This is a genomic window from Gillisia mitskevichiae (assembly GCF_003634585.1).
Classification (GTDB): domain Bacteria; phylum Bacteroidota; class Bacteroidia; order Flavobacteriales; family Flavobacteriaceae; genus Gillisia; species Gillisia mitskevichiae.
Map to the genome: position 1 here is coordinate 120,433 of NZ_RBLG01000005.1, position 23,329 is coordinate 143,761.

General features: G+C 35.6%; 14 protein-coding genes. 5 read left to right on the top strand and 9 right to left on the bottom strand.

Annotated elements, in window-relative coordinates:
• The 8 genes from BC962_RS14675 to BC962_RS14710 form a co-directional block, all read right to left on the bottom strand.
• Nucleotides 1-1,032: an FAD:protein FMN transferase gene (locus tag BC962_RS14675; protein WP_121346776.1), complete on the bottom strand. Its 1,032-nt coding sequence runs from the start codon at nt 1,030-1,032 to the stop codon at nt 1-3.
• Nucleotides 1,010-1,369, bottom strand: coding sequence for a Na(+)-translocating NADH-quinone reductase subunit F (locus BC962_RS14680; protein ID WP_121346777.1), 360 nt, complete (start codon nt 1,367-1,369; stop codon nt 1,010-1,012). Before BC962_RS14680 ends, BC962_RS14675 begins: the two co-directional genes overlap by 23 nt.
• Before the next feature lie 96 nt (nt 1,370-1,465).
• A complete protein-coding gene (nqrF, locus tag BC962_RS14685) occupies nt 1,466-2,755 on the bottom strand; it encodes an NADH:ubiquinone reductase (Na(+)-transporting) subunit F (protein ID WP_121346778.1) in 1,290 nt (429 codons plus the stop codon).
• A 15-nt stretch (nt 2,756-2,770) separates the two neighbouring features.
• Nucleotides 2,771-3,385, bottom strand: a complete 615-nt coding sequence (gene nqrE, locus BC962_RS14690; RefSeq protein WP_121346779.1) for an NADH:ubiquinone reductase (Na(+)-transporting) subunit E — start codon at nt 3,383-3,385, stop codon at nt 2,771-2,773.
• A gap of 20 nt (nt 3,386-3,405) precedes the next feature.
• Nucleotides 3,406-4,152 (bottom strand): NADH:ubiquinone reductase (Na(+)-transporting) subunit D, encoded by a 747-nt coding sequence (locus BC962_RS14695; protein ID WP_121346780.1) that lies wholly within the window; start codon nt 4,150-4,152, stop codon nt 3,406-3,408.
• Nucleotides 4,153-4,154: 2 nt separating this feature from the next.
• Nucleotides 4,155-4,898, bottom strand: coding sequence for a Na(+)-translocating NADH-quinone reductase subunit C (locus BC962_RS14700; protein WP_121346781.1), 744 nt, complete (start codon nt 4,896-4,898; stop codon nt 4,155-4,157).
• 2 nt (nt 4,899-4,900) lie between these two features.
• Nucleotides 4,901-6,094 (bottom strand): NADH:ubiquinone reductase (Na(+)-transporting) subunit B, encoded by a 1,194-nt coding sequence (locus BC962_RS14705; protein ID WP_121346782.1) that lies wholly within the window; start codon nt 6,092-6,094, stop codon nt 4,901-4,903.
• Nucleotides 6,095-6,105: 11 nt separating this feature from the next.
• Entirely contained in the window at nt 6,106-7,449 is a 1,344-nt protein-coding gene (locus BC962_RS14710; RefSeq protein WP_121346783.1) for a Na(+)-translocating NADH-quinone reductase subunit A, read from the bottom strand.
• Between the two features lie 167 nt (nt 7,450-7,616).
• Between BC962_RS14710 and BC962_RS14715 the strand changes: the two genes are divergently transcribed.
• The 3 genes from BC962_RS14715 to apaG are packed head-to-tail and all read left to right on the top strand — an operon-like array spanning nt 7,617 to nt 10,373.
• Entirely contained in the window at nt 7,617-8,864 is a 1,248-nt protein-coding gene (locus BC962_RS14715) for a type IX secretion system plug protein (RefSeq protein ID WP_121346784.1), read from the top strand.
• Between the two features lie 22 nt (nt 8,865-8,886).
• Complete coding sequence (locus tag BC962_RS14720; protein ID WP_183075521.1) at nt 8,887-9,984, top strand: DUF3667 domain-containing protein; 1,098 nt, start codon at nt 8,887-8,889, stop codon at nt 9,982-9,984.
• Nucleotides 9,985-9,986: 2 nt separating this feature from the next.
• Nucleotides 9,987-10,373 carry a Co2+/Mg2+ efflux protein ApaG gene (apaG, locus tag BC962_RS14725; RefSeq protein WP_121346785.1) on the top strand — a complete coding sequence of 129 codons (387 nt, stop codon included), beginning with the start codon at nt 9,987-9,989 and terminating at the stop codon, nt 10,371-10,373.
• A gap of 54 nt (nt 10,374-10,427) precedes the next feature.
• On the opposite strand, the gene BC962_RS14730 is transcribed toward apaG, so the two are convergent.
• On the bottom strand, nt 10,428-11,135 hold the full coding sequence (locus BC962_RS14730; RefSeq protein WP_121346786.1) for an NRDE family protein: 708 nt from the start codon (nt 11,133-11,135) through the stop codon (nt 10,428-10,430).
• Between the two features lie 141 nt (nt 11,136-11,276).
• Here BC962_RS14730 and pruA point away from each other — a divergent pair, with 141 nt between their 5' ends.
• Nucleotides 11,277-12,905 carry an L-glutamate gamma-semialdehyde dehydrogenase gene (gene pruA, locus BC962_RS14735; protein WP_121346787.1) on the top strand — a complete coding sequence of 543 codons (1,629 nt, stop codon included), beginning with the start codon at nt 11,277-11,279 and terminating at the stop codon, nt 12,903-12,905.
• Between the two features lie 333 nt (nt 12,906-13,238).
• Nucleotides 13,239-23,114, top strand: coding sequence for an Ig-like domain-containing protein (locus BC962_RS14740; protein ID WP_121346788.1), 9,876 nt, complete (start codon nt 13,239-13,241; stop codon nt 23,112-23,114).
• Nucleotides 23,115-23,329: the final 215 nt, after the last annotated feature.

Genomic DNA, 23,329 nt, shown 5'->3' on the forward strand with positions numbered 1-23,329 from the left:
TTATTCGGTTCTCAGAACTTTTTTAAATCCGGGAGTGCTAAAGACTTTTACTTCTTCATCTTCAGCATAAATAAAATAAACATCCACATCTTTGATTTTAGATAACATTTCTTGAGAACGCTCCAGCCCCAAAGCCATAAATGCTGTTGCATAACCATCTGCTAATGCACAATTTTTAGCCAGTACAGAAGCGCTTAATAAATTACTCTTTTCAGACCTTCCTGTTATAGGATTTATAGTATGAACATACCGTTGACCGTTCAAGGAATCTAATCTAAATTTTCTGTAATTTCCAGAAGTTGCCATTCCCCTATCTTTTAGATATAATGTAGCTTCAAATTCCCGCTCCCCTTCTTTTTGTAATGGATCGTCTATAGCTACCACCCAAGGTTCTTCAGAATCCATATTAGAACCTTTTGCCACGAGCTCTCCTCCTACTTCTACTAAATAATTAGCTACCTTTTTAGAATTCAAATATTCAGCGATCACATCTACTGTAAAGCCCTTCGCTATTGCATTAAAATCTAAATATATTCCGGGAAGATCCTTAACAATTCTATTTTCAGAAGTAAGCTTAAGCTTATTGAGACCGACATATTGTAACAAAGAGTCTATTATACGGGTATTTAAGCTGTCCTTTCTACTCTCCGGACCAAAACCATAAGCATTTACCAAATTGCCAACTGTGGGATCAAAAAAGCCATTACTCTCCAAGTAAATTTTTTCTGAAGCTTTAAAAACTTTTTTGAAGTTATTATCTATTACAATGGAAGTGTCTCCAGTATTGATCTTAGAGATATCTGAATCCGGTTGGTAGGTACTCATAGACCTATTAATCACTTCAAAAATAGAATCCAATCCTTTTTCTATTGGAAGTTCTGTATCATGAAAAAATTTCACTTGATAGGTTGTTCCTAAAGCTTCACCTGTAAAAACTTGAGCCTTCTGGTTCTTAGCACAGCTAGTAATTAGAAATCCAAATGAAAAGGTGACTAGTACTATTTTGAATTTAAATCTCTTGTAGACCTTCATAATTTACGGTGTAAGCTTCAACTTTTAATACAGGTTGATCATAATCTTCAGAATTTGCAAGGCCAACTCCCGCATAATAAGTTTTCGCGTTGAATTTTAATGCGTGCTCCTTAATGACTTTCAATAACTGGGGATCATAATATTTAGGATCCACAGGATATGGGATAGCACGAACGATAACAAAATTCAATTTCGTGTCCTTTAAAGCAACAAATTGAGGATTTCGTTTTAATTGGCTATTCACACCAAGAAACTCGTATCCATTATCTTCCAATTCCTTGCCTACAATATTCATAGCAAGATTATGTAATTCCTGATCTGATAATTTCTCTTTCATACTTTTCAAAAATACGATTATTGCTAAACAGCTAATAAAAAAAAGACCGACTATTTACATAGGTCGGTCTTTATTATATTAAATCTTGATCATGGTTTACCCACCAAAATCATCGAATCTTACATTTTCTGGAGGTACACCTAGATCCTCGGTCATTTTTTCTACGGCCTTATTCATTAAAGGAGGTCCACAGAAATAATATTCGATATCTTCAGGCGTATCATGGTATTGCAAATAATTGTCTATTACCACTTGGTGAATAAATCCTACAAATCCATCTCCTTCTCCTTCAATTCCATCCTTTACTTTCCAATTATCTTCTTCCATTGGTTCAGATAAAGCTAAGTAAAATTTAAAGTTCGGGAAATCTCTTTCTAGAGCTCTAAAGTGCTCTGTGTAGAATAATTCTCTTTTAGATCGTCCTCCATACCAGTAACTAACTTTTCTTCCTGTTTGAAGGGTTCTGAATAAATGATACAAGTGAGAACGCATTGGTGCCATACCAGCTCCACCACCTACATATAGCATTTCTGAATCACTTTCATTAATAAAGAATTCTCCATAAGGTCCAGAGATAACAACTTTATCACCTTCTTTTCTTGAGAAAATATAAGAAGAAGCAATTCCAGGATTTACATCCATCCACCCATTCTTAGCTCTATCGAAAGGAGGTGTAGCTACACGAACATTAAGCATGATCTCACGACCTTCAGCAGGATAAGAAGCCATGGAGTAAGCACGTTCTACCGTTTCAGTATTTTTCATCTGTAAAGGCCAAAGCTTAAACTTATCCCATTCATCTTTAAACTTATCCGGCTCTCCAGGGTGTTCATCTGGATGGGCAGTTATATCCATATCTTCAAATTTCACCTCACATTGAGGTATTTCAATTTGAATATATCCACCTGCTTTATAATCCATTACTTCAGGAATTTCTACTACGAATTCCTTAATAAACGACGCTACATTGTAATTACGAACTACGGTAGCCTCCCATTTTTTAATACCAAATACCTCCTCAGGAATCTGGATCTTCATGTCTTCTTTTACCTTAACTTGGCAACCAAGTCTCCATCCTTGAGCGATCTCTTTTCTTGTGAAATGAGGTTCTTCTGTTGGTAAAATAGTTCCACCTCCATCTGTAACTATACATTTACATTGGATACAAGTTCCACCACCACCACAAGCAGATGGTAAGAATAATTTGTTCTCACCAAGGGTAGAAAGTAAAGTTCCACCAGATCCTACTTGAAGATCTTTTTCTCCATTCACACTAATAGTAACTGGTCCAGAAGGCACCAATTTTGCTTTAGCGCCCAGTAATATGGAAACTAATAAGAGTATAAGTACTAAAAATACAATTACACTTGCTATAATAACTGTCATTGTTGTGTCTTTTTATTATAATTCAATTCCCATAAAACTCATAAAACCAATTGCCATTAACCCTGTAATAATAAAGGTTATCCCTAATCCCTTTAAAGGACCAGGAACATTGGAATAAGCAATCTTTTCTCTAATGGCGGCAATAGCAAGAATTGCTAAAAACCATCCAATACCACTTCCTAATCCATAAGTAATAGCTTCAGATACCGCTGTAAAACTTTTTTGTTGCATAAATAAAGATCCACCTAAAATAGCACAGTTCACTGCGATAAGTGGTAAAAAGATCCCTAATGCGCCATATAAAGCTGGAGCAAATTTTTCTACTACCATTTCCACCAATTGTACCATTGAAGCAATTACCGCAATAAACATGATGAAACTTAGGAAACTAAGATCTACGCTAGCATACTCAGGATTTAACCACTGTAATGCTCCCGGTCTTAGTAAATATTGATCTAACAAAAAGTTGATTGGAACTGTAATGGCAAGTACAAATATTACTGCCGCACCTAAACCAACTGCTGTTTTTACTGTTTTTGACACTGCTAAGTAGGAACACATTCCTAAAAAGTAGGCAAAAATCATATTTTCTATGAAAATACTTCTAACAAATAAATTTATATAATCCATTTTATAGTGCTTTAACGCTGTTAGTTTTGTTCTATTAATTTACGGTTTCTTGAACGTTGTACCCATATAATGATACCAACCACAATTAGTGCCATTGGAGATAATAACATTAATCCGTTATTCTCATATCCATAAGCATACAATCCAGTAGATTCTGCTGCAACTGCTGCTTTATGTCCTAATACTTCAAAACCAAATAATTTACCAGATCCTAGAAGTTCTCTAAAAAAGGCTACTATTATTAAAATTACTCCGTATCCAGCTGCATTTCCAATTCCATCAAGGAAAGATTTATAAACTCCGTTCCCTAAAGCAAAAGCTTCCAAACGTCCCATTACAATACAGTTTGTAATAATAAGACCAACGAATACAGAAAGTTGCTTACTTACATCGTAGGCATATGCTTTTAAGATTTGATCTACCAAAATTACCAAAGATGCTACAATTACCAATTGAACGATAATTCTAATTCTATTTGGGATCAAGTTTCTTATTAATGAAACGATCATGTTAGAGAATGCTAATACTGCTGTAACAGCTAAAGCCATTACAATTGCAGGTTCTAACTGAACCGTAATTGCTAATGCCGAACAAATACCCAAAACCTGTACCGTAATTGGGTTGTTGTCATTTAACGGATCGCTTAATAACTTTCGATTATTCTTCGATAAGAAATGCTCTCTTTCTTCAGAATTAGAAAGAAATAAAATCATTTCTTTTTTCTTTGCTTCCTTTGCTTCAGAAGCTATTTTAGTATCTATAGCCATAATTACTGAATTGCTACTTTAATATCCTTTTGCTTTTTGAAATATGGTAGATAATGTTGTAATCTTTCAGAGATCATATCTGAAACTCCATTTCCAGTAATTGTAGCACCAGAAATTGCATCTACTTTATTATCCTCTTTATTAGAAGGTCCAACATTTCCTTTTACAACAGAAACGCCTATTAGATTCCCACTTCCATCGAATATCTTCTCGTCTGCAAAACGTTCTCTAAACCAAGTTTGAGTAATCTCTGCACCTAATCCAGGAGTTTCTCCTTTGTGATCGAAAACGGCTCCTTTAATTGTATTTACATCATCCTTTAAAGAGACATATCCCCAGATAGCATCCCAAAGACCTTTTCCTCTAAGTGGAATAATATAATATTTAGCACCATCTATATTTGCAATGTATAATGGGTATACTTGCTCATTTCCTGGTTTCTTCAACTCTCTTGCAAGATCCACGGTAAAAGCATCAGCTTTTTCATCTACACTACCGTCTTCTTTTAAAGCAACAGTTTCTGTAATGCACTTGTCATACAATCCTTCAGCTTCGCTTCTTTCAGTCTCTATCCCAACAGTAGCCAAGATATTTTGCATTTTTTCCTGACGTACATTTTCATTTTGTATTGGCTGAAGTGTTGTTGCTGTAAAAGCTAATACACTTGCTACCACTACCACCATTATAATGGCAAACATAAATGTATAGCCGTTGGTGTTCGTTTTATTTACTGGTATTTCTTCCATAACTAAACTGCTGTTTTAATTTGTCCGGAGGCGCTTACCGCTCTTTTTTTACGTCTATTAATGTTTGCTTGAATTACGTAATGGTCTATTGCCGGAGCAAATACATTCATTAATAATATCGCTAACATAATTCCTTCTGGATATGCCGGATTGAATACACGGATCATTACTGCAAAGAAACCTATTAAGAATCCATAGATCCATTTTCCTTTTAAGGTTTGTGCTGCAGAAACAGGATCTGTTGCCATAAACACAATTCCAAAAGATAATCCACCAATGATTAAGTGTTGATACCAAGGGAAATTTGTTAAGGCATTACCTTCTATTCCCATGTTTGGTAAGGCATTGAAAATTAATGCCATTACAGAGGCACCAATAAAAGCACTTAATATTATTCTCCAGCTTCCCACCTTTGTTAGCACTAATATAAGCGCTCCCGCTAGGATACAAATAGTAGAAGTTTCTGCGATAGAACCAGGGATAAGTCCAGAGAACATATCCAGTGCACTATAAGTAACATTTGGCGCTTCCTTCCCAGCTGCTGCAAGGGTTCCTAAAATAGTTTCACCAGAAACACCATCTATATTCGATGCTTCACTTACCCAAACCTGATTTCCAGACATGAAAGTTGGATACGCAAAGAATGCAAAGGCACGAGCTGTTAATGCAGGATTAAGAATATTCATCCCTGTTCCTCCAAAAGCTTCTTTACCAATTACTACGGCAAATATTACTGAAAGTGCCACCATCCACAATGGGATATCTATTGGCATAATCATAGGAATCAAAAGTCCTGTTACCAAATAACCTTCATTTACCTCGTGTCCTCTAAAGATCGCGAAAGCAAATTCGATACCTAAACCAACTCCATAAGAAACAGCGATCATTGGAAGAATTTTCCATGCTCCATGAGCAAGGGCTTCCATAAATCCTACTTCAGATTGTATTTGAGAAAGATATTGGTATCCTCCATTCCACATTCCAAAGATAAGCGCAGGAATTAAAGCAAGTACCACGGTTATCATGGTTCTCTTTAAATCTACAGCATCCCTAACATGGGCTCCTTTTTTGGTAGTATGATTTGGAGTATATAAAAAAGTGTCCAATGCATTTATTGCCGGAGCATACTTTTCTAACTTATTACCTTTATTAAAAGGCACTTTAAATTGATCTAGTTTTTGTCTAATCCATTCCATAATTCAACTTTTTAACCTACTTCGGTAATCATTAAATCCAAGCCAAGACGAATAATGTCTTGAGCCTCCAATTTTGAAGTGTTTACATAATCTATTAAAGCAAAATCCTCTGGAGCCACCTCATAGATCCCAAGATTTTCCATTTTTTCGATATCACCAGCTATACATGCTTTTAGCAATTGCATAGGATAGATATCCATTGGTAACACTTCTTCCATTTCTCCCGTAACCACTAAAGCGCGTTCTTCTCCATTTAAGTTGGTAGTAAGAGCGTACTTCTTTTTCGGAAACAACCAAGAAAGAGAAGTTTTGGAATGGGAATGAATATTATTATAAGTGAATGGTAACCATCCAAACATTCTATATTTATTTCCTTCCGGAATTAAAGTAAGAGTATTGTTAAAAAATCCTATATATTGATTATTAGAAAGCTTAGTTCCGGTTAAAACGTCTCCAGAAATAATTCTAACATCATCTGATACCTGACCAACAAGATCTGAAGAATTTGCTCCAATCTTTATCTTATAGTATTTATGATCTTTAGCTTCACTTCCACATAAAGCAATGGTTCTATCTGGATGATACTGGCCAGTTAAGAACACATTACCAATAATAGAAACATCCTCTGCCCCAACTGTCCAAACTCTTTCACCTATGTTAATAGGATCTATCTTATGGATCTGAACACCAACATTACCTGCAGGATGTGGCCCTGTAACTTTATGAAGCTCTACTCCTGTAATTCCTTTTAAAACTGCTTCTGAAGAATCATCTACTGAAAGATGTATTTTTCCTGAAGTTAATTTTTGAAGTGCATTTATTCCTTCTTGAAAAGCCGCAACCTTATCCTTCAGCACAAAACCTATATCTGCTGATAAAGGCGCTGTACTTACTGCAGAAATAAAGATCGCTTTTGGCGTGTCTTCTGGAGAAGCAACGATATCGTAAGGACGTTGATTTAAAAATGCACCACAACCGCTCTCGAACAAACGGTCTCTAACAGCTTCTGCTGTAGAAGTTGTAGCATTCATTTTTCCGAAATCCTTAAAACTATCTGTAGGATCTGCATCCACGATAACCTCAATAATTCTGCGCTTCTCTGCACGTTTAATTTCTTTTAGAGTTCCACTAACTGGAGATGTAAATGTTAATTTCTCATCGTATTTAGAAAAGAACAGCACATCACCTGCTAAAACTGTGGCTCCCTCTTTAACAGCCATTTTAGGTACTGCCGAGTAGAAATCTGGAGGCTTAATTGCGTAAGTCTTAGACCTAGGGGCCTCAACAACTTGCTTTTCCGCCTCCCCTTTTAAACGTAGAGTAAGCCCTCTTTTAATTCGAATGTCTTTTGACATAGGATGAAGTGTATATTAAATTTATTTTTTAAAGTGTGCAAATTTACTAATTTTAACCCTACAACTCCCAAAGAAATTGGATAATTTTAAATCTTAAGTTGTTAAAGTACCCACATAAAATAATGGGAATAGAATTTGTAATTGCCTTTATTCTAATATCTAATTAAATGAATACTATTCTTAGCTCGATTTGTTTTCTTTGGGTAACGTTTTCGATTGCTCAAGTGCAAGAGGAAGTTCTACCTCCCAATTATATAAAAAGTATTATTTTTAAAGGTAACGGTAATGTTTCAGGAAATCCAGTTTTGCAGCTGGGAGAATCAATTAGTTTAGAATTTGACGATATCATTGGCGACGAAGCTAATTATTATTATAAAATTGAGCATTTTAATTACGACTGGACGCCTTCAGAATTAAAAAAATCTGAATACTTAAATGGTTTTGATAACGTGAGAATTAGCAACTATAATAATTCTTACAACACCCTTCAAGGATACACCCACTACAATCTCACATTTCCAAATAAAGATACCAAATCTTTAAAGCTTAGCGGGAATTACATGCTTAAAATTTTAAATGAAAATGAGGAGTTGGTTTTTTCAAGAAAATTCATGGTTTATAAGCCAATTGCTCAAGTAAAACTTGATATAAAAAGATCCCGTGACCTCAAGTATATTAATTCTAGGCAAGTAGTTAATTTCAGCATTAATTCTCCAGATTTTTTAATTAGAAATCCAGAATCCACAATAAAAGTAATCATTACTAAAAACCATAATTTAAAGTCGGCTATTCACAATATAACTCCACAGTATACTATTGGAAATGAATTGATCTATAAATATGATCAAGAAACCTCATTTCTCGCTGGCAATGAGTATTTACAATTTGACAGTAAAGACATTCGGTCTACCACTCTAGATATTGGCCGAATTGAATTAAATGAACTATACAACCACTTTCTTTTTGCAGATAGATCTAGAGCTACTGAACCCTACACGTACAACCCAGATATTAACGGACAATTTGTAATTCGAACCTTACAAGGCGAAAATCCTTCTATTGAAGCAGAATATGTGTGGACTCATTTTAAACTTCAGAATTACGATCCTTTAGACGGAGGAGAGCTTCATTTATTTGGCGCTTTCAATAATTTTGAATTAGATGAAACTACTCTCATGAAATACAATAAAACTTCTGGCATCTATGAAAACACTCTTCTTATAAAGCAAGGTTTTTATAATTATAAATATGTCCTATTAAACAAAGACGGTTCATTAGACGAGGGATTTATTAGTGGAAATTTTGATGTGACTGAAAATGAATACCAAGTTTTAGTGTATTTTAGAGATCTGGGAGCGAGATACGATCAAATTATTGGTTTTGGAAATGCGAGTTCCTTGAATATCTCTAACTAACCAACTTTCAAAATATTGGCTCATGAAGAGCGAACGCTCCTTAACAAAGTACCGTGGTCTTTCTTGTTTAAATTGCGACCATCCCTTAGACATTAGCGACAAATACTGTTCGAATTGCGGACAACTAAACAGTACCAAGAAACTATCTTTTAACGACTTTTTTATAGAATTCTTCGCTGGAATATTCTCTTACGATTCCAGAATGAGAAGAACTTTAAGCACACTTATTTTTCGTCCTGGAAAGATCACTAAAGATTATGTTAGCGGGATACGTACTCGATATGCCAATCCGTTTCGGTTTTTTTTAAGCATCTCCATTATCTTTTTTATTGTTTGGAGCTTTTCGCTTCAAACCACAAGTATCGGCTCATTTGCAGATAGTCAAATAGATGAAGAAGTTAACCAGTTATCAGATGAGGAAAAAACAAAAATAAATGAGGAGATCAAAAAAGTTCCTTTTGGAAATGAAATAGATATAGACTCCATTTTATCCAATAAACCAATAATTGCTAAACCAAAAAACTACAAAGACCGCTATCTAGCTCAGGAACAATTAGACACTTTAAATTTATTAGAATCCTCTTTTAAACAAATTGGACTTTATTCAGATTTTTATAATGAAACAAATATTATAAATCCAGAAGAGGCAATAGATAGTTTAGACCATACTAATAAGTTTTGGAATAGATATTTATACAGAAAAGCTGTAGATACAGAGATCATAAAGAACAACCCGAAAATATTTATAGAATACCTTATTAGTAAATCTCCATTTATCATATTTTTCTACTTACCTGTTTTCGCTTTGATCATTTGGCTTTTCTACTGTTACAAGCCCATTAATTATATGGAGCATTTAGTTTTCACTTTTCATGTTCAAAGTACATTTTTTGTATTTCTTTTAATTGGTTACCTATTAGACCAAATTTTCCAATCGGAGATATGCATGATATTTGCTCTTTTAATATTTCTGTTCTACTTGTATAAGGCTCTACGGAATTTTTATAATGAAGGAAGATTTGTGACTATTGTTAAATTTATGGCTCTAAATTTTATATTTCTTACTTTAGCTGTGATAGCGGCATTTATTTCTGTGCTCACTTTTTTCGCAATTAGATAATTATGGTTCAAAAAGTTACATGTGGAATTAAAATTTCCGTAGAGACCAATTTCGAAGGCACATTTTATAAGAACTATAAGATCCACTTTGCTTTTGGGTATCGCGTAACTATAGAAAATCAGAGTAAAGATTCGGTACAATTAACTTCCAGATTTTGGAATATCAAAGATGCTCTTAAGGATACCGAAATTGTTCAGGGAGAAGGTGTAATAGGTAAAAAACCTATTCTATTACCAGGTGAAACACACACCTACAGCAGTGGTTGTCTACTTTCTTCACCTTTTGGATCTATGACTGGCTATTATAATATGATCAACTTCACAAGTTCTAAAAAATTTAAAGTTGCAATTCCTACCTTTAAACTGAGTGCACCATTTGCTCTAAATTAATATCTTAGATTGATATTTAGGCCTTGAGTTTTAGGAGTGATCAAAACTCTTCATTTAAAATTTTAGCTCAATCTTATCTCTATCCTTTAAGTCCATAAATCGCATTTCCGTAAGATCATGACTACTTTCAATTTGAGTGATATTTTGGGTTTTCACATAGCCTCTATTCATAACCACATCTACATTTGGATCTCCAACTCCTGCTGAAAAATGGAAATTCCACAAAGAGTTTGCATCAGCTATATTCTTTTGTTGAAATTCTTGAAACCAAGTTTCTCTCTGCTTTTTCATTTCAGAAGAATAAAGCGGCGACGATGACCAAATATGAGGTTTCAATTCTAGCTCTTGGAAGTGTTTAATTTTACCATCCCAAACAAGTTCTAAAAAACGCAAATGTGAATTCCAATCTACCGCTATAATTGTAAAAGGTTCAATATTTACGAGATCATAGTTTTCTACAGCTTCATCTATAGAAATTGTAGCTAAAAGATCTTTTACAACCACCCCTCTACTTAAGCGATAATTAGTTTCTCTAACATGCGGTTTAAACTCACCATTTAGTAAACAGATCAATCTTTTTCTTTCACTTAAACCAATCCAAGTTCCACCGGCAAGTTTATCTTTTGGGTAAAGCATCTTTACACCATTTTCCAGATAGAAATCTGGAGAAAGCGCTTTCCTATCTGCAGCTTCATCTCTATTAGAAGTAAGGATAAAACCTGTTTTTTTAACTGGAAATGGTATTAATGTTACCGTACACATAGGCTCATGTTAGAAATCCCAATTTACGACATCTTCACTTAATTTGTAGTTGAACTTCTATCTCTGGAACTCAAGGTATCTCGGTTAATTTTTTTTATATTTACGGCCTTAAAACCGAATAGAAACATCTAAAAAATAATTATGGGAAAAGGATTTTTTCAAGTTCCGACAGCTATTAATGAGCCTATTAAGTCTTATGCTCCGGGATCACCTGAAAGAGAGGAAGTGTTGCTTACTTATAAAGATATGTACAACGAAAAAATGGACGTTCCATTGTACATAGGTTCTGAAGAGATTCGCACTGGAGATACAATGAGTATGCATCCTCCACATAATCATAAACACGATCTTGGTAAATTTCATTTAGCCAAGAAAAAACATATAGAACAAGCTATTGCATCTTGTCTTGAGGCAAGAACTACTTGGGCAGAATTGCCTTGGGAGCAAAGAGCTGCAGTTTTCTTAAAAGCTGCCGACTTAATCGCAGGACCTTACAGAGCAAGAATAAATGCAGCAACAATGATCGGGCAATCCAAAACGATCTTTCAAGCTGAAATTGATTCTGCATGTGAATTGATAGATTTCTTGAAGTTCAATGTAGAGTATATGGCTCAAATCTATGAAGAGCAACCAGAATCTTCTTCAGGAGTTTGGAATAGATTAGAATACCGTCCGTTGGAAGGTTTTGTATACGCAATCACCCCTTTCAATTTTACAGCAATTGCCGGAAATCTTCCAGCAAGTGCCGCTTTAATGGGAAATACAGTAGTATGGAAACCAAGTGATAGTCAGGTTTTTTCTGCACAAGTAATCATGGAAGTTTTTAAAGAAGCTGGAGTGCCAGATGGTGTTATAAATATGGTAATGGGAGATCCTGTTATGATCACAGATACTGTATTGGCTAGTCCAGATTTCGCCGGAATTCATTTTACAGGAAGCACAAGTGTTTTTAAAGGAATTTGGGGAAAAATTGGTGCTAATATAGATAAGTACAAGACCTACCCACGTATTGTTGGAGAAACTGGTGGTAAAGATTTTATCTTGGCGCATAAAACCGCAAATGCAAAACAAGTTTCTACTGCAATTGCACGAGGAGCATTTGAATTTCAAGGTCAGAAATGTAGTGCTGCATCTAGAGCTTATATACCGAAAAGTTTATGGCCAAATGTTAAAGAATTTCTAGTAGATGATGTAAATTCTTTTAAAATGGGTTCTCCAGAAGACATGAGCAACTTTATTACTGCTGTGATCCATGAAGGTTCTTTTGACAAATTAGCTAAATATATAGATCAAGCTAAAAAGGATAAAAATGCAGAGATCATTGTAGGTGGAAATTATGATAAATCTGAAGGTTGGTTTATTGAACCAACAGTAATGCTTACAACAGATCCTCATTACACTACTATGGAAACTGAATTGTTCGGACCAGTTATTACAATTTATGTGTATGATGATAATAAATGGGAAGAAACATTGAAGCTTGTTGACGAAACAAGTATTTATGCATTAACCGGTGCTGTTCTTTCTGGAGATAGATATGCAGCTAACCAAGCAACTCAAGCCTTGCAAAATGCAGCTGGAAACTTCTACATAAATGATAAGTGTACTGGAGCTGTAGTAGGACAACAACCATTTGGTGGAGCAAGAGCCAGTGGAACTAATGATAAAGCAGGTTCTAAATTGAATTTGTTACGATGGATCTCTCCAAGGTTGATAAAAGAAACATTTGTTCCAGCAACAGATTACAGATACCCTTTTCTAGGAGAATAGATTAATTTATATTTTATAGAAAAAGCCGCAAATTTTAAAATTTGCGGCTTTTTTATTTAACACGCCTAAAATTTAATTATAAGCTTAGATTATAATGTAAGGTAAAACCTATTTATTAACTAGATCCAAAGTGAATTTATAAGCTTATTAACGATTATTTAAACATTTACTCGAATAATTTTCAAAAATTAGATGTAAAAACGTAATTTAGATTGTTAACTTTCTATATACCAATCGCATACTCCACAAAACTCTCCCACAGTTTTGTGTTATTTATAAACTATCACTCGATTATCCCCCACGTAATTTAGTTTGCTCTAAACAAATACGACTATGGGTAAAAAATTACTTTTTCTGATTTTAATATTATTTGCCTACCTCTTCCCTGCTTCAGGAATGGCCCAAGAATGCCCAAGCAGTATTTCAATATCATCTAATTTAGGAACTACTATTTGTGAGAACACAAATGTGACTTTTACTGCTTCCCCTAACGGAGGAACAAGTCTTTCTTTTGAATGGTTTGTAAATAGTAGCAGTAGTGGAACCGGGCTTAGTTTTTCTTCAAATACCTTATCCAATAGTGATAAGATAAAGGTTGTTGCTAAATCTACAGACAATCCTTTATGCTCAACAACAAGTAACGTATTAACTATCACTGTTAACGCTATTAGAGTACCATCTGTAAGTATTAGCTCAACTGCTAATACAATATGTCCTGGCGATAACGTAAAATTTACGGCATCACCAGTTAACGGGGGCACTTCCCCTAATTATCAATGGAAAATTGGATCTGCTATTCAGAGCGGTAATTCTAATACTTTTTCAACTACCGCTTTAACAGATGGACAATCTGTTACTGTTCAATTAACTTCTAATGCCACTTGCGCAGCGCCTACTACTGCCATCAGCGATCCAATTGTTATTGCCGTACAGCCTGGAACTCCATCTATACCATCTGCAATTCAAGGAGAAGCAAGTGTATGTCCTGGTGTATCATCATTAGTATATTCAGTTCCTGCAGTTACTAATGCAACAGAATATATCTGGAGCTTGCCTAACGGTTGGTCTGGCACAAGTACTACTAACACAATTAGTGTTACTTCCGGAGCTACTGGAACTGGAACGATAACTGTAAAAGCAAAGAATAGTTGTGGTACCAGTGCAGCTCAATCCTTACCTATTACTATAAAAGCTGGAACTCCAACAACACCTATAGCTATTACAGGGGATACACAAGTTTGTCCAGGCATATCAAAAACCTATAGCGTTGCAGCAGTTGCAGGTGCTGTCGAATATGAATGGACTTTACCAAATGGATGGAATGGTTCAAGCATAACCAATAGCATAAATGTAACTACTGGCACTACTGGGAATGGGAATATTACGGTTAAGGCAAAAAACGACTGTGGAACAAGTCCTGCCAAAATTCTAGCGGTATCTGTAAAACCAGGAACTCCTGCTGTACCAACAACAATATCGGGAACTGCTAATATTTGTCCTGGCACCACGAATACCTATTCTATTGCTGCAGTTCCCAATGCCACAAGTTACGAATGGACATTACCAAACGGATGGACAGGCAATAGTACCTCAACATCTATAAATGCAATTAGTAATTCATCTGGAGGTGACATAAAAGTTAAAGCAATTAATGATTGCGGCATCAGTGCAGTTCAAACCCTAACTGTTACCATGAAAGCAGGTACGCCTGCCACTCCTTCTATTATTTCAGGGTCAAACACCGTTTGCCCAAATACTTCTGAAACATATTCTGTTACAAATAATACAAATGCAACGGAATATATTTGGACACTTCCTAATGGTTGGACTGGAACAAGTACTACATCCAGTATATCTGTTACAACTGCTGTATCAGGCTCTGGTAACATAAAAGTGAAGGCAAAAAATGATTGTGGTACAAGTGCTGAGGCTACAATTGCTGTAAGCATAAAAGCTCCAGCTCCAATTATGAATGGAACTATTTCAGGTCCTGCTACAGTTTGTTCTGGAAGCAGTGGCTTAACATATACAATTCCTGCTATTGCCAATGCCGCAACTTATACTTGGTCACTTCCTACTGGTTGGTCCGGAAACAGTACAACCAATTCCATTACAGCAACTGCTGGAACTAGTGGGAATATTTCAGTAAAAGCCATTAATAGCTGCGGAGAAAGTGGTCCTTCCACCAATTTTGCCGTTTCTGCAACATCCGGAGTTCCTTCGACCCCAGGGGTGATCACTTCAAGTTTGGGCAATAATAAGAATATTTGTCCTCCAGCAACTGCAATAACTTTTAGTCTACCAACTGCAGTAGCTGGCGCAACTTCTTATAGTTGGACGCTACCATCTTCAGGTTGGGAAATAATATCTGGTGCAGGCACAAGAAATATTACCGTTAAAGTAACTTCTGCAGCAGCTTCAGGAGCTCAGCAAGTTAGTGTTCAAGCTATAAATATTTGCGGTATCACTTCTTCTACATATACAGGAATTGAGGTTTCTAATCACATTGTTACTAATGCAGGAGCAGATATTACAGTTTGTAAAACAACTAATTTAGCACCAATTACATTTGATGCAAGCGTGGTCTTCGGAAATTCTAAATTTGATCCAACCTTTCAATCGTCTGGTTCCGGTTCATTCCCTGGACCTGCACCTAAAAATGAAAGTGGGAATTTTACTTACCAATATAAACCAACATTAGCAGATTATAATTTGGGTCAAGTAACTATAACTATGACTGTACCCCGGCCAAATGGTAACAACACCAATTGCGGAACAGGTAATGGAAATAATGGAGTAGATGACGTAGTCATATTTTTCAAACCAGATCCAACTGCAAGTATTGCAGGAACTTCAACAATTTGTACAGGGAATGCTACTGATATTACATTTACTGGAACCCCCAATTCCATAATAACTTATAAAAAAAATGGAGGCGCAGATCAAACGATTGCAGTTGGATCGAGTGGGAATGCTACTTTAAATACGGGAGCCTTAACAGCAAATACCACCTATTCTTTAGTAAGCGTAAAACATGCAGCTGCTCCAGATTGTTCTATACAAATTACGGGCTCTGCTATAGTAACTATAACTCCCAAACCTACTGCCACCATAAGCTATGCGAACTCTCCATATAACAAATGTATAACAACTGTTCAACCTGTAACCTTAAATGGCACAGGAGCTTTTCAAGGTGGAAAATACTCATCTACAACAGGATTAACTATAAATCAGAATTCAGGTGCTATAACTCCATCAAGCAGCACAGCAGGTACTTACACTGTAACTTATGAAACTTTGGCTTCTGGTGGATGCGAGAAAGTTTCTACTACATCCCAAGTAATTATTGAAGATATTCCAACAATTTCCTTGAGTTATTCTGGAACACCGTTCTGTTCTGACGATACTTCATCCCCTCTTCCTACTTTAGGTGGTACAGGAGCATATGAAGGAGGGAACTACTCTGCTGAAAATGGGTTGGATATAAATGGAAATTCTGGAGCAATCAATATTCCTAACAGTAGCCCTGGTACTTATAATGTAATTTACTCAATAACTCCAGCAAATGGATGTACTCCTATTACTCAATCTGCTTCCGTAGTTATTACAGAAAAACCTCAACCTAGTATAAACTATTTATCTACAGAATTTTGTAAATCTGAAACCGACTCAAAAGCTGTTACATTAACTCAAACTGGCACGGCAATTATTACAGGGGGAACCTATTCATCATCTCCTTCTGGTTTAAATATTAATAGCTCCACGGGTGCAATAAATCCAAGTATGAGTACTGCTGGAGATTATACTATAAAATATACTCTGAATACAGGAAATGGTTGCCAAAGCGTTTTTACAGAAACCACCTTAAGTATCACAGAGACGCCAAGTGCAGAGATTAATTATGCGGGACCATTTTGCCAATCCAATTCGACTCCTCAACAGGTAACTTTTAGTAATACAATTGGAGCTTATGAGGGTGGCGTATTTTCTGGAACAGCTGGATTATCAATAAACCCATCTACTGGAGCAATTACACCAAGCACCAGTCAATCTGGAGAGCATACTATAACCTATGCCTTTGTAGCTTCTGGAGGTTGCGAGTCCACCGAAATCAACACCATCGTAATAATTACCTCGGCACCAACTGCGACCGTTTCTTATAATGGACCATTTTGCACATCACAATCATCTCCACAAGCGGCTATATTCGATAATACTGCTGGAGCCTATCAAAATGGAACATTTTCCGGAACTAATGGTTTATCCATAGATTCAAATGGAAATATCGATCCTTCATCTAGTATACCTGGAGAACATATAGTTACTTATACTATACCTGCAACAAATGGCTGCGAGGAAAATGAAATGACAGCTGAGATTGAAATTTTAGAACAGGTTATCATTACAACTCAACCTTCCAATGTTGGAATATGCTCTACACTATCTGCAGAATTTGAGGTAGTTGCCTCCGGAGACAACCTAACATATCAATGGTTTAAAGATGGTATAGAAATATCTGGAAAAACATCTTCTCTACTATCTTTTAATAATGCAACCTCTACGAATGCAGGAGATTATTACGTGGTGGTTAGCGGAACAAGCCCGTGTTCTCCTATTACTTCAGAAACCGTTACACTTAATGTAGATGAAGAAATTATAATAATTAAACCTGCTGAAGATGAAACATTTTGTGAGAATGATGTAACTGAGATCACTTTTGAATTTATAGCACACGCCAATGGGGCACCTCTAACTTTTGAATGGATAAAAGATAATAATACTATTAATGCTGGTGGTAATTATACCATGATTACAACTGGTCCAACTGGACCTACTGGTGAATATAATGGGAAACTGACTATTTCTAATTTGACAACTTCAGATAATGGAGCATATGCTGTAAAAATTAAAGGTCCAGATTATTTTACTTGTCAAGATGCCACTTCCAAATCATTCACTTTAAGTATTAAAGACCAACCTGAGCCTCCTCTAACTGCAGATTTAACTTACTGCCAAGGAGATATTGCTTCATCACTCACCGCGATTGGTACAAGTTTAAAATGGTATGAAACAGAAACTGGAGATGATCTAATATCTGGAACACCTACTCCTATTACAAGCGATGTTGGATACACTTCTTATTGGGTAAGTCAGACACCAAGTGAATGTGAGAGTTTAAGGGAAGAATTAGTGGTTGAAGTTAAAGCGAGACCGGCCATTCCTTCAACTACAACAAATTTAACTTTCTGCCTAAATGAAGTAGTGAACACACCTCTAGAAGCAATCGGCGAATCGGGAAATACAATTAATTGGTATAATACAGAAAATTCTGTTACACCATTGAGTACTGCTCCTACACCAAATACAAGTACAGATGTTACAACGAATTATTGGGTAAGTCAAACTCAAGGAAATTGTGAAAGTGACAGAGTTCAGGTTTCCATTACAATAAATCCCTTACCTATTTTAACTGCGAGTACAAATATTACAACAATTTGCGCTGGAAGTCCCGCAACATTAACTGCCTCTGGAGCCAGCACTTATTTATGGACTGTGGATGGAGAACCAATCCAACCAGCTGCAGAATCAACAAAAGCATCCCCTCAAGTGAGCCCAACTGAAACCACCACTTATTTAGTAACTGGTACAAGCGACAAGGGATGTACTAGTACAACTACAGTTACAATTCAGGTTGACAAACAAACAATTGCCCCTACAATAACTCCGAGCGCTACTTCTGTTTGTATAACTAATAACACTGGAAGTTTAAGTATTGCGGGAACCGTATATGAAGGTACTATACAGAGATGGGAGTCGTCTGTTGATGGCGGAACTACTTGGAACATCATTAATAATATAACTGAAACTTTAACTTTCACTAACCTTAACCAAACAACAAAATATAGAGTTGCCGTTAAGAGTGGAATTTGTGCGGAGTTATTATCTGCACCTGTAGAAATTAAAGTGGACCCTGTACCAGTGGGAGGTAATTTACTTTTTACAAAGAACAATGAACGTATTTATTTATCTTGTGTGAGCCCAACTTCTAGTAGTGGCCTGTCTAATATTAGTATTTCAGGACATAGCGGGACAATAGTAGCGTGGAAATATAGAAAGATCTCGGCATCCACATGGACTACAATTCAAACAAGTGGGACATCAATAACCGCTTCTCAAATTTATGCCCTAGGACTTAATGAATCTATGGTTTTTCAAGTTGAAATATCTAGCGGCTCATGTACTCCTAATGCGCTTTCGCAAACTGCCATATTAAGCGTAATCCCATCAGATATTGCACCTAAACCTGTTAAAGTTGAGCCCGCAGTTGTTTGCAAAGGGGATATTGTAACTTTGAGTTCGAGTACTGGTTACGGAGAAACCTTTGGTGAATTTGATGGAGGGGCATTTGGCAATGCAGCAATTGATCAAAGCAACAATCCATGGAGATTTAAAGACAAAGGGGTAATTGTAAATTTCGAATCATCGGCAAATAATACCAAGCCCAATAGATGGAATAGAACACAACGTCATGATTTTATCACTGCTAATTTAACGAGTCCATATAGTACAACTTTAAAAGAATGGAATTCAATAAATCCGGGACAAGAACATTTCGCCATCGTTTCTGGAAATAATTCCACTACAATGGAAACCCCGGTTTTCGCTTTATCTGGATTAGACCAAGGCATTTTAACCTTCGATCAAGCATATAATCTTACCCCTGGAGCTACAATTAAGGTGCAAATTTCCACAGATGGAGGAAATACATATAATGCAGTATTATTTCAGAAAGTTGGAGTATCAGGTAGTGGAAATTATGACCGTTTTAGTCAAGGAACAGTGGGAATAAATAAAATGGCTTTAGATTTAGGTCAATATTTAGGTCAAAATAACCTAAGAATCCGCTTTAGCTTTGATGGCACAAGAGATGGTGATGTTTGGGCCGTGGACAATGTTATTGTTCCTGATGGCCCTCAAGATGTTACTTTAGAATGGAGAGATTATAGTGACCCAGCATTCCCTGAAGGAATCTTTATTGGTAATGATAATTCTGAAGAATGGGAACCAAAATTAATTGGATGGAACAAATTCGAGGTGAAAACTGCAATTATATTAGATTCGAATGGTCAAAATTGTAGTAGTATAGAAAATTCTAAAACCATTAGAGTTTTTGTGTTTGACAGATATACCACAACTATAACCTCAATTGCAGGCACTTGTGGGAATTATTTTGCTGAATTAAATGCCATTACAACTGGAGCTTTTGGTGGAAATATTGGAAGCTTTCCAACAGCAGATGGATATATAGGAGAATGGGAGATTAAAAAAGCTGGCGTTATAGCAGATCCAGCTACTTATACTTTAACTAACGTAGTTGCCAATAGCTCGTTAACTCCTAAAAACAATCCTAATGTTCTGTTTGAAGCAACTATTTCCGGGGACTTTGAAATGGTTTGGAAACTAATTTCAACCTCTATTTATCCTAACGATTATTTTGATGAAACGCTAAGAGGACAAGTAGTTCAAAATACTGGGTGCTTACCAGTATTCACTCCAACACCTATTCAATTAAAAGATTGTACCACATTGGATTTTGATGGTGTGGATGATTATGTAGACCTTGGGACTAGCTTTACCGGTAGTTACAGTATTGAAGCATGGGTAAGGCCAGAAGCTGCTAATGGAACTATCATAAGCGGTCCTAATTTTGATATTTCTCTAGTAAGTGGAAATGTTAAGTTTAACTCTAAAACATTCTCTGCTGCCTTAACTCCAAACTCCAGATGGTATCATATTGCAGCTACGTCTGCTGGAGAACTTTATGTAGACGGAATACTTATAGATAATGGTGCTGGAGTAGGTGGTGGATTTGCCAAGACTATAATTGGTGCAAAATGGAATGCCTCTAGTAAAAAAGCTGAAGATTATTTTTCTGGATGGATTGAAGAAGTTAGAATATGGAAAAAGGAACTAAGCATTGAACAAATTCAATTTATGATGAATCAGCATTTACAAAATGCTGCTAATATGGGTAAAGAAATACCTATGCCAGTACCAGGATCACTCACATACAGTGATCTTGAAGGTTACTATCCACTAATATCCAAAATTCCAGATCTAAATAATTTAGAAACTTTTGAAGCAGCACTGATGCCTGCAAATGGACTTACACCAGATATCTCACTTTCCAATATAGTTCCTGGAAGACTATATAACATGACTACAGATCAGCAAAACACTGCTCCTCTTCCATATATTTCAGCAAATGATGGATTATGGTCTAATATAAATACCTGGTTACGTCCAAATGTTTGGGATGCACCAAATAGCATAGGTGTGAAAACTAGTATAAGAATAGACTGGAATATTGCTAGAATTAATCACAATATAGAGTCTGGAGATAGAGACATCACACTTTTAGGACTAAAATCGGAAACGCAAAATAAATTATTAGAGATCTCTGGACCTGGTAATAAAGATGAAAATAATAGTGGACAATTATTAAGAGTTACACATTATTTGAAATTGGATGGTAATATAGATTTGGTTGGTGAATCTCAATTAATTCAAAATGAAGGAAGTTTGCTCGAAGAAGCGAGTGCTGGTTACTTAGAAAGAGATCAACAAGGAACCTTAAGTAGTTTTAATTATAATTATTGGACTGCACCAGTAAGTATTCAGGGAGCAGCTAATAACTCAGGATTTACAGTACGTAATATTATGTGGGATGGTACAGATGCTAAAAACCCAAAAGCTATTAATTATAAGCCCTCCTACCCTGCCGCCGATGGTGCTAAAACCAACCCTATAACCAAAAGTGATTACTGGATTTATAAATTCGCGAATAAATTAGCAGACGATTACGATTCTTGGCAACATATAGGAAGTACAGGTTTCCTTAAAACTGGAGAAGGCCACACAATGAAAGGGGTATCTGGAGTTGGAGGGACAGCTGCAATAAAACTAAAACAAAATTATGTTTACAGAGGTAAGCCTAATAATGGCACAATCACCCTACATATAGATAAAGAAAAAAATTATTTAGTAGGTAATCCATATCCTTCAGCAATAGATGCAAACGAATTTATTTACGACAACCTAAACTCGGTTAACGTAGTTGGAGCTCGTAATAATAAAAATGTTTTTGATGGAACTTTATATTTCTGGGATCATTTCTCTGGAGCAACTCATATATTAAGAGAATATATTGGAGGCTATGCGGTTTTAAATTTAACTGGAGGTGCACCCGCTATTGCTACAGATGATAGAATTAATTCTACCGCAGGAGTATCTACAAAATCTCCTGAAAGATATATCCCAGTATCCCAAGGCTTTTTTGTAAATACCGGAACAGAAGAAAACATATCTGGGGGTGTTCCTTTCACCTTAGATGGTGGTGAGATCACTTTTAAAAATGGCCAAAGAGTATTCTCTAGAGAGTCGTCTGGAAATTCAATTTTCCTAAGACCAGAGAACATAACTAAAACCAGAAAAGACGAAGTGAAGAATACTGGTTCTAGAATACGAATTTCATTTAAATCTCCAAAAGGATATTTAAGACAACTATTAGTGGGTACCAATGCTTATGCAACAAATGGATTTGATCTAGGTTATGATGCTCCAATGATAGAATATAATTCTGAAGATATGTATTGGTTGCAAGCAGGGAATTTCTTGGTAATACAAGGAGTACCAGATTTTGGTAAAGATCAAATTTTACCAATAGGTGTACGAATTGAAAAAGCTGGGGAGTTCACAATTAAAATTGATACTCTGGAAAATATAAATGATGATCATACTATCTATTTAAGAGATATTACTTTAGATACTATACACGATATACGATCTAAACCTTATTTAGCAACCGCTGAACCAGGTGAAATTACTGATAGATTTGAATTGATCTTTTTTAAAGAACAAGCACAAGTACCTATAGAGGAACCTATTATAATTGAGGACATAACAGATTTAGGTCTTTTACATTCCTATTTGGAAAACGAAATGATGGTCCTTAATCCTCAAGAATTAAGTATCTCTGCAATTTATTTATTTGACCTTAATGGGAAACTCCTACATGTATTTAAGGATACACCTTCTGAGAAAGAGATAATTTTAAGGGTTGGGAATTTTAGTGAAGGAATATATATTTTAAAGATGCATACAGTTAAGGAAATCATTACAAGAAAAATTATAATAAAGAATAAGTAGATTAGTTCTTGTTAAATATTAAAAGTCCTTGTTCCAACTCAATATTTGGTAGCTCTATATTTTTTGAATCTTATTAAATAGACTTAAAATATAGTTCTACAATTCTATTTCGGGAATTTTTAATTACTGGATTATATTCGGCTTTACTTGAACATATAAATTCTGCCTATTTCAGAAATAATAAACTATTAATCCTTAAATTATACTGAACCAAA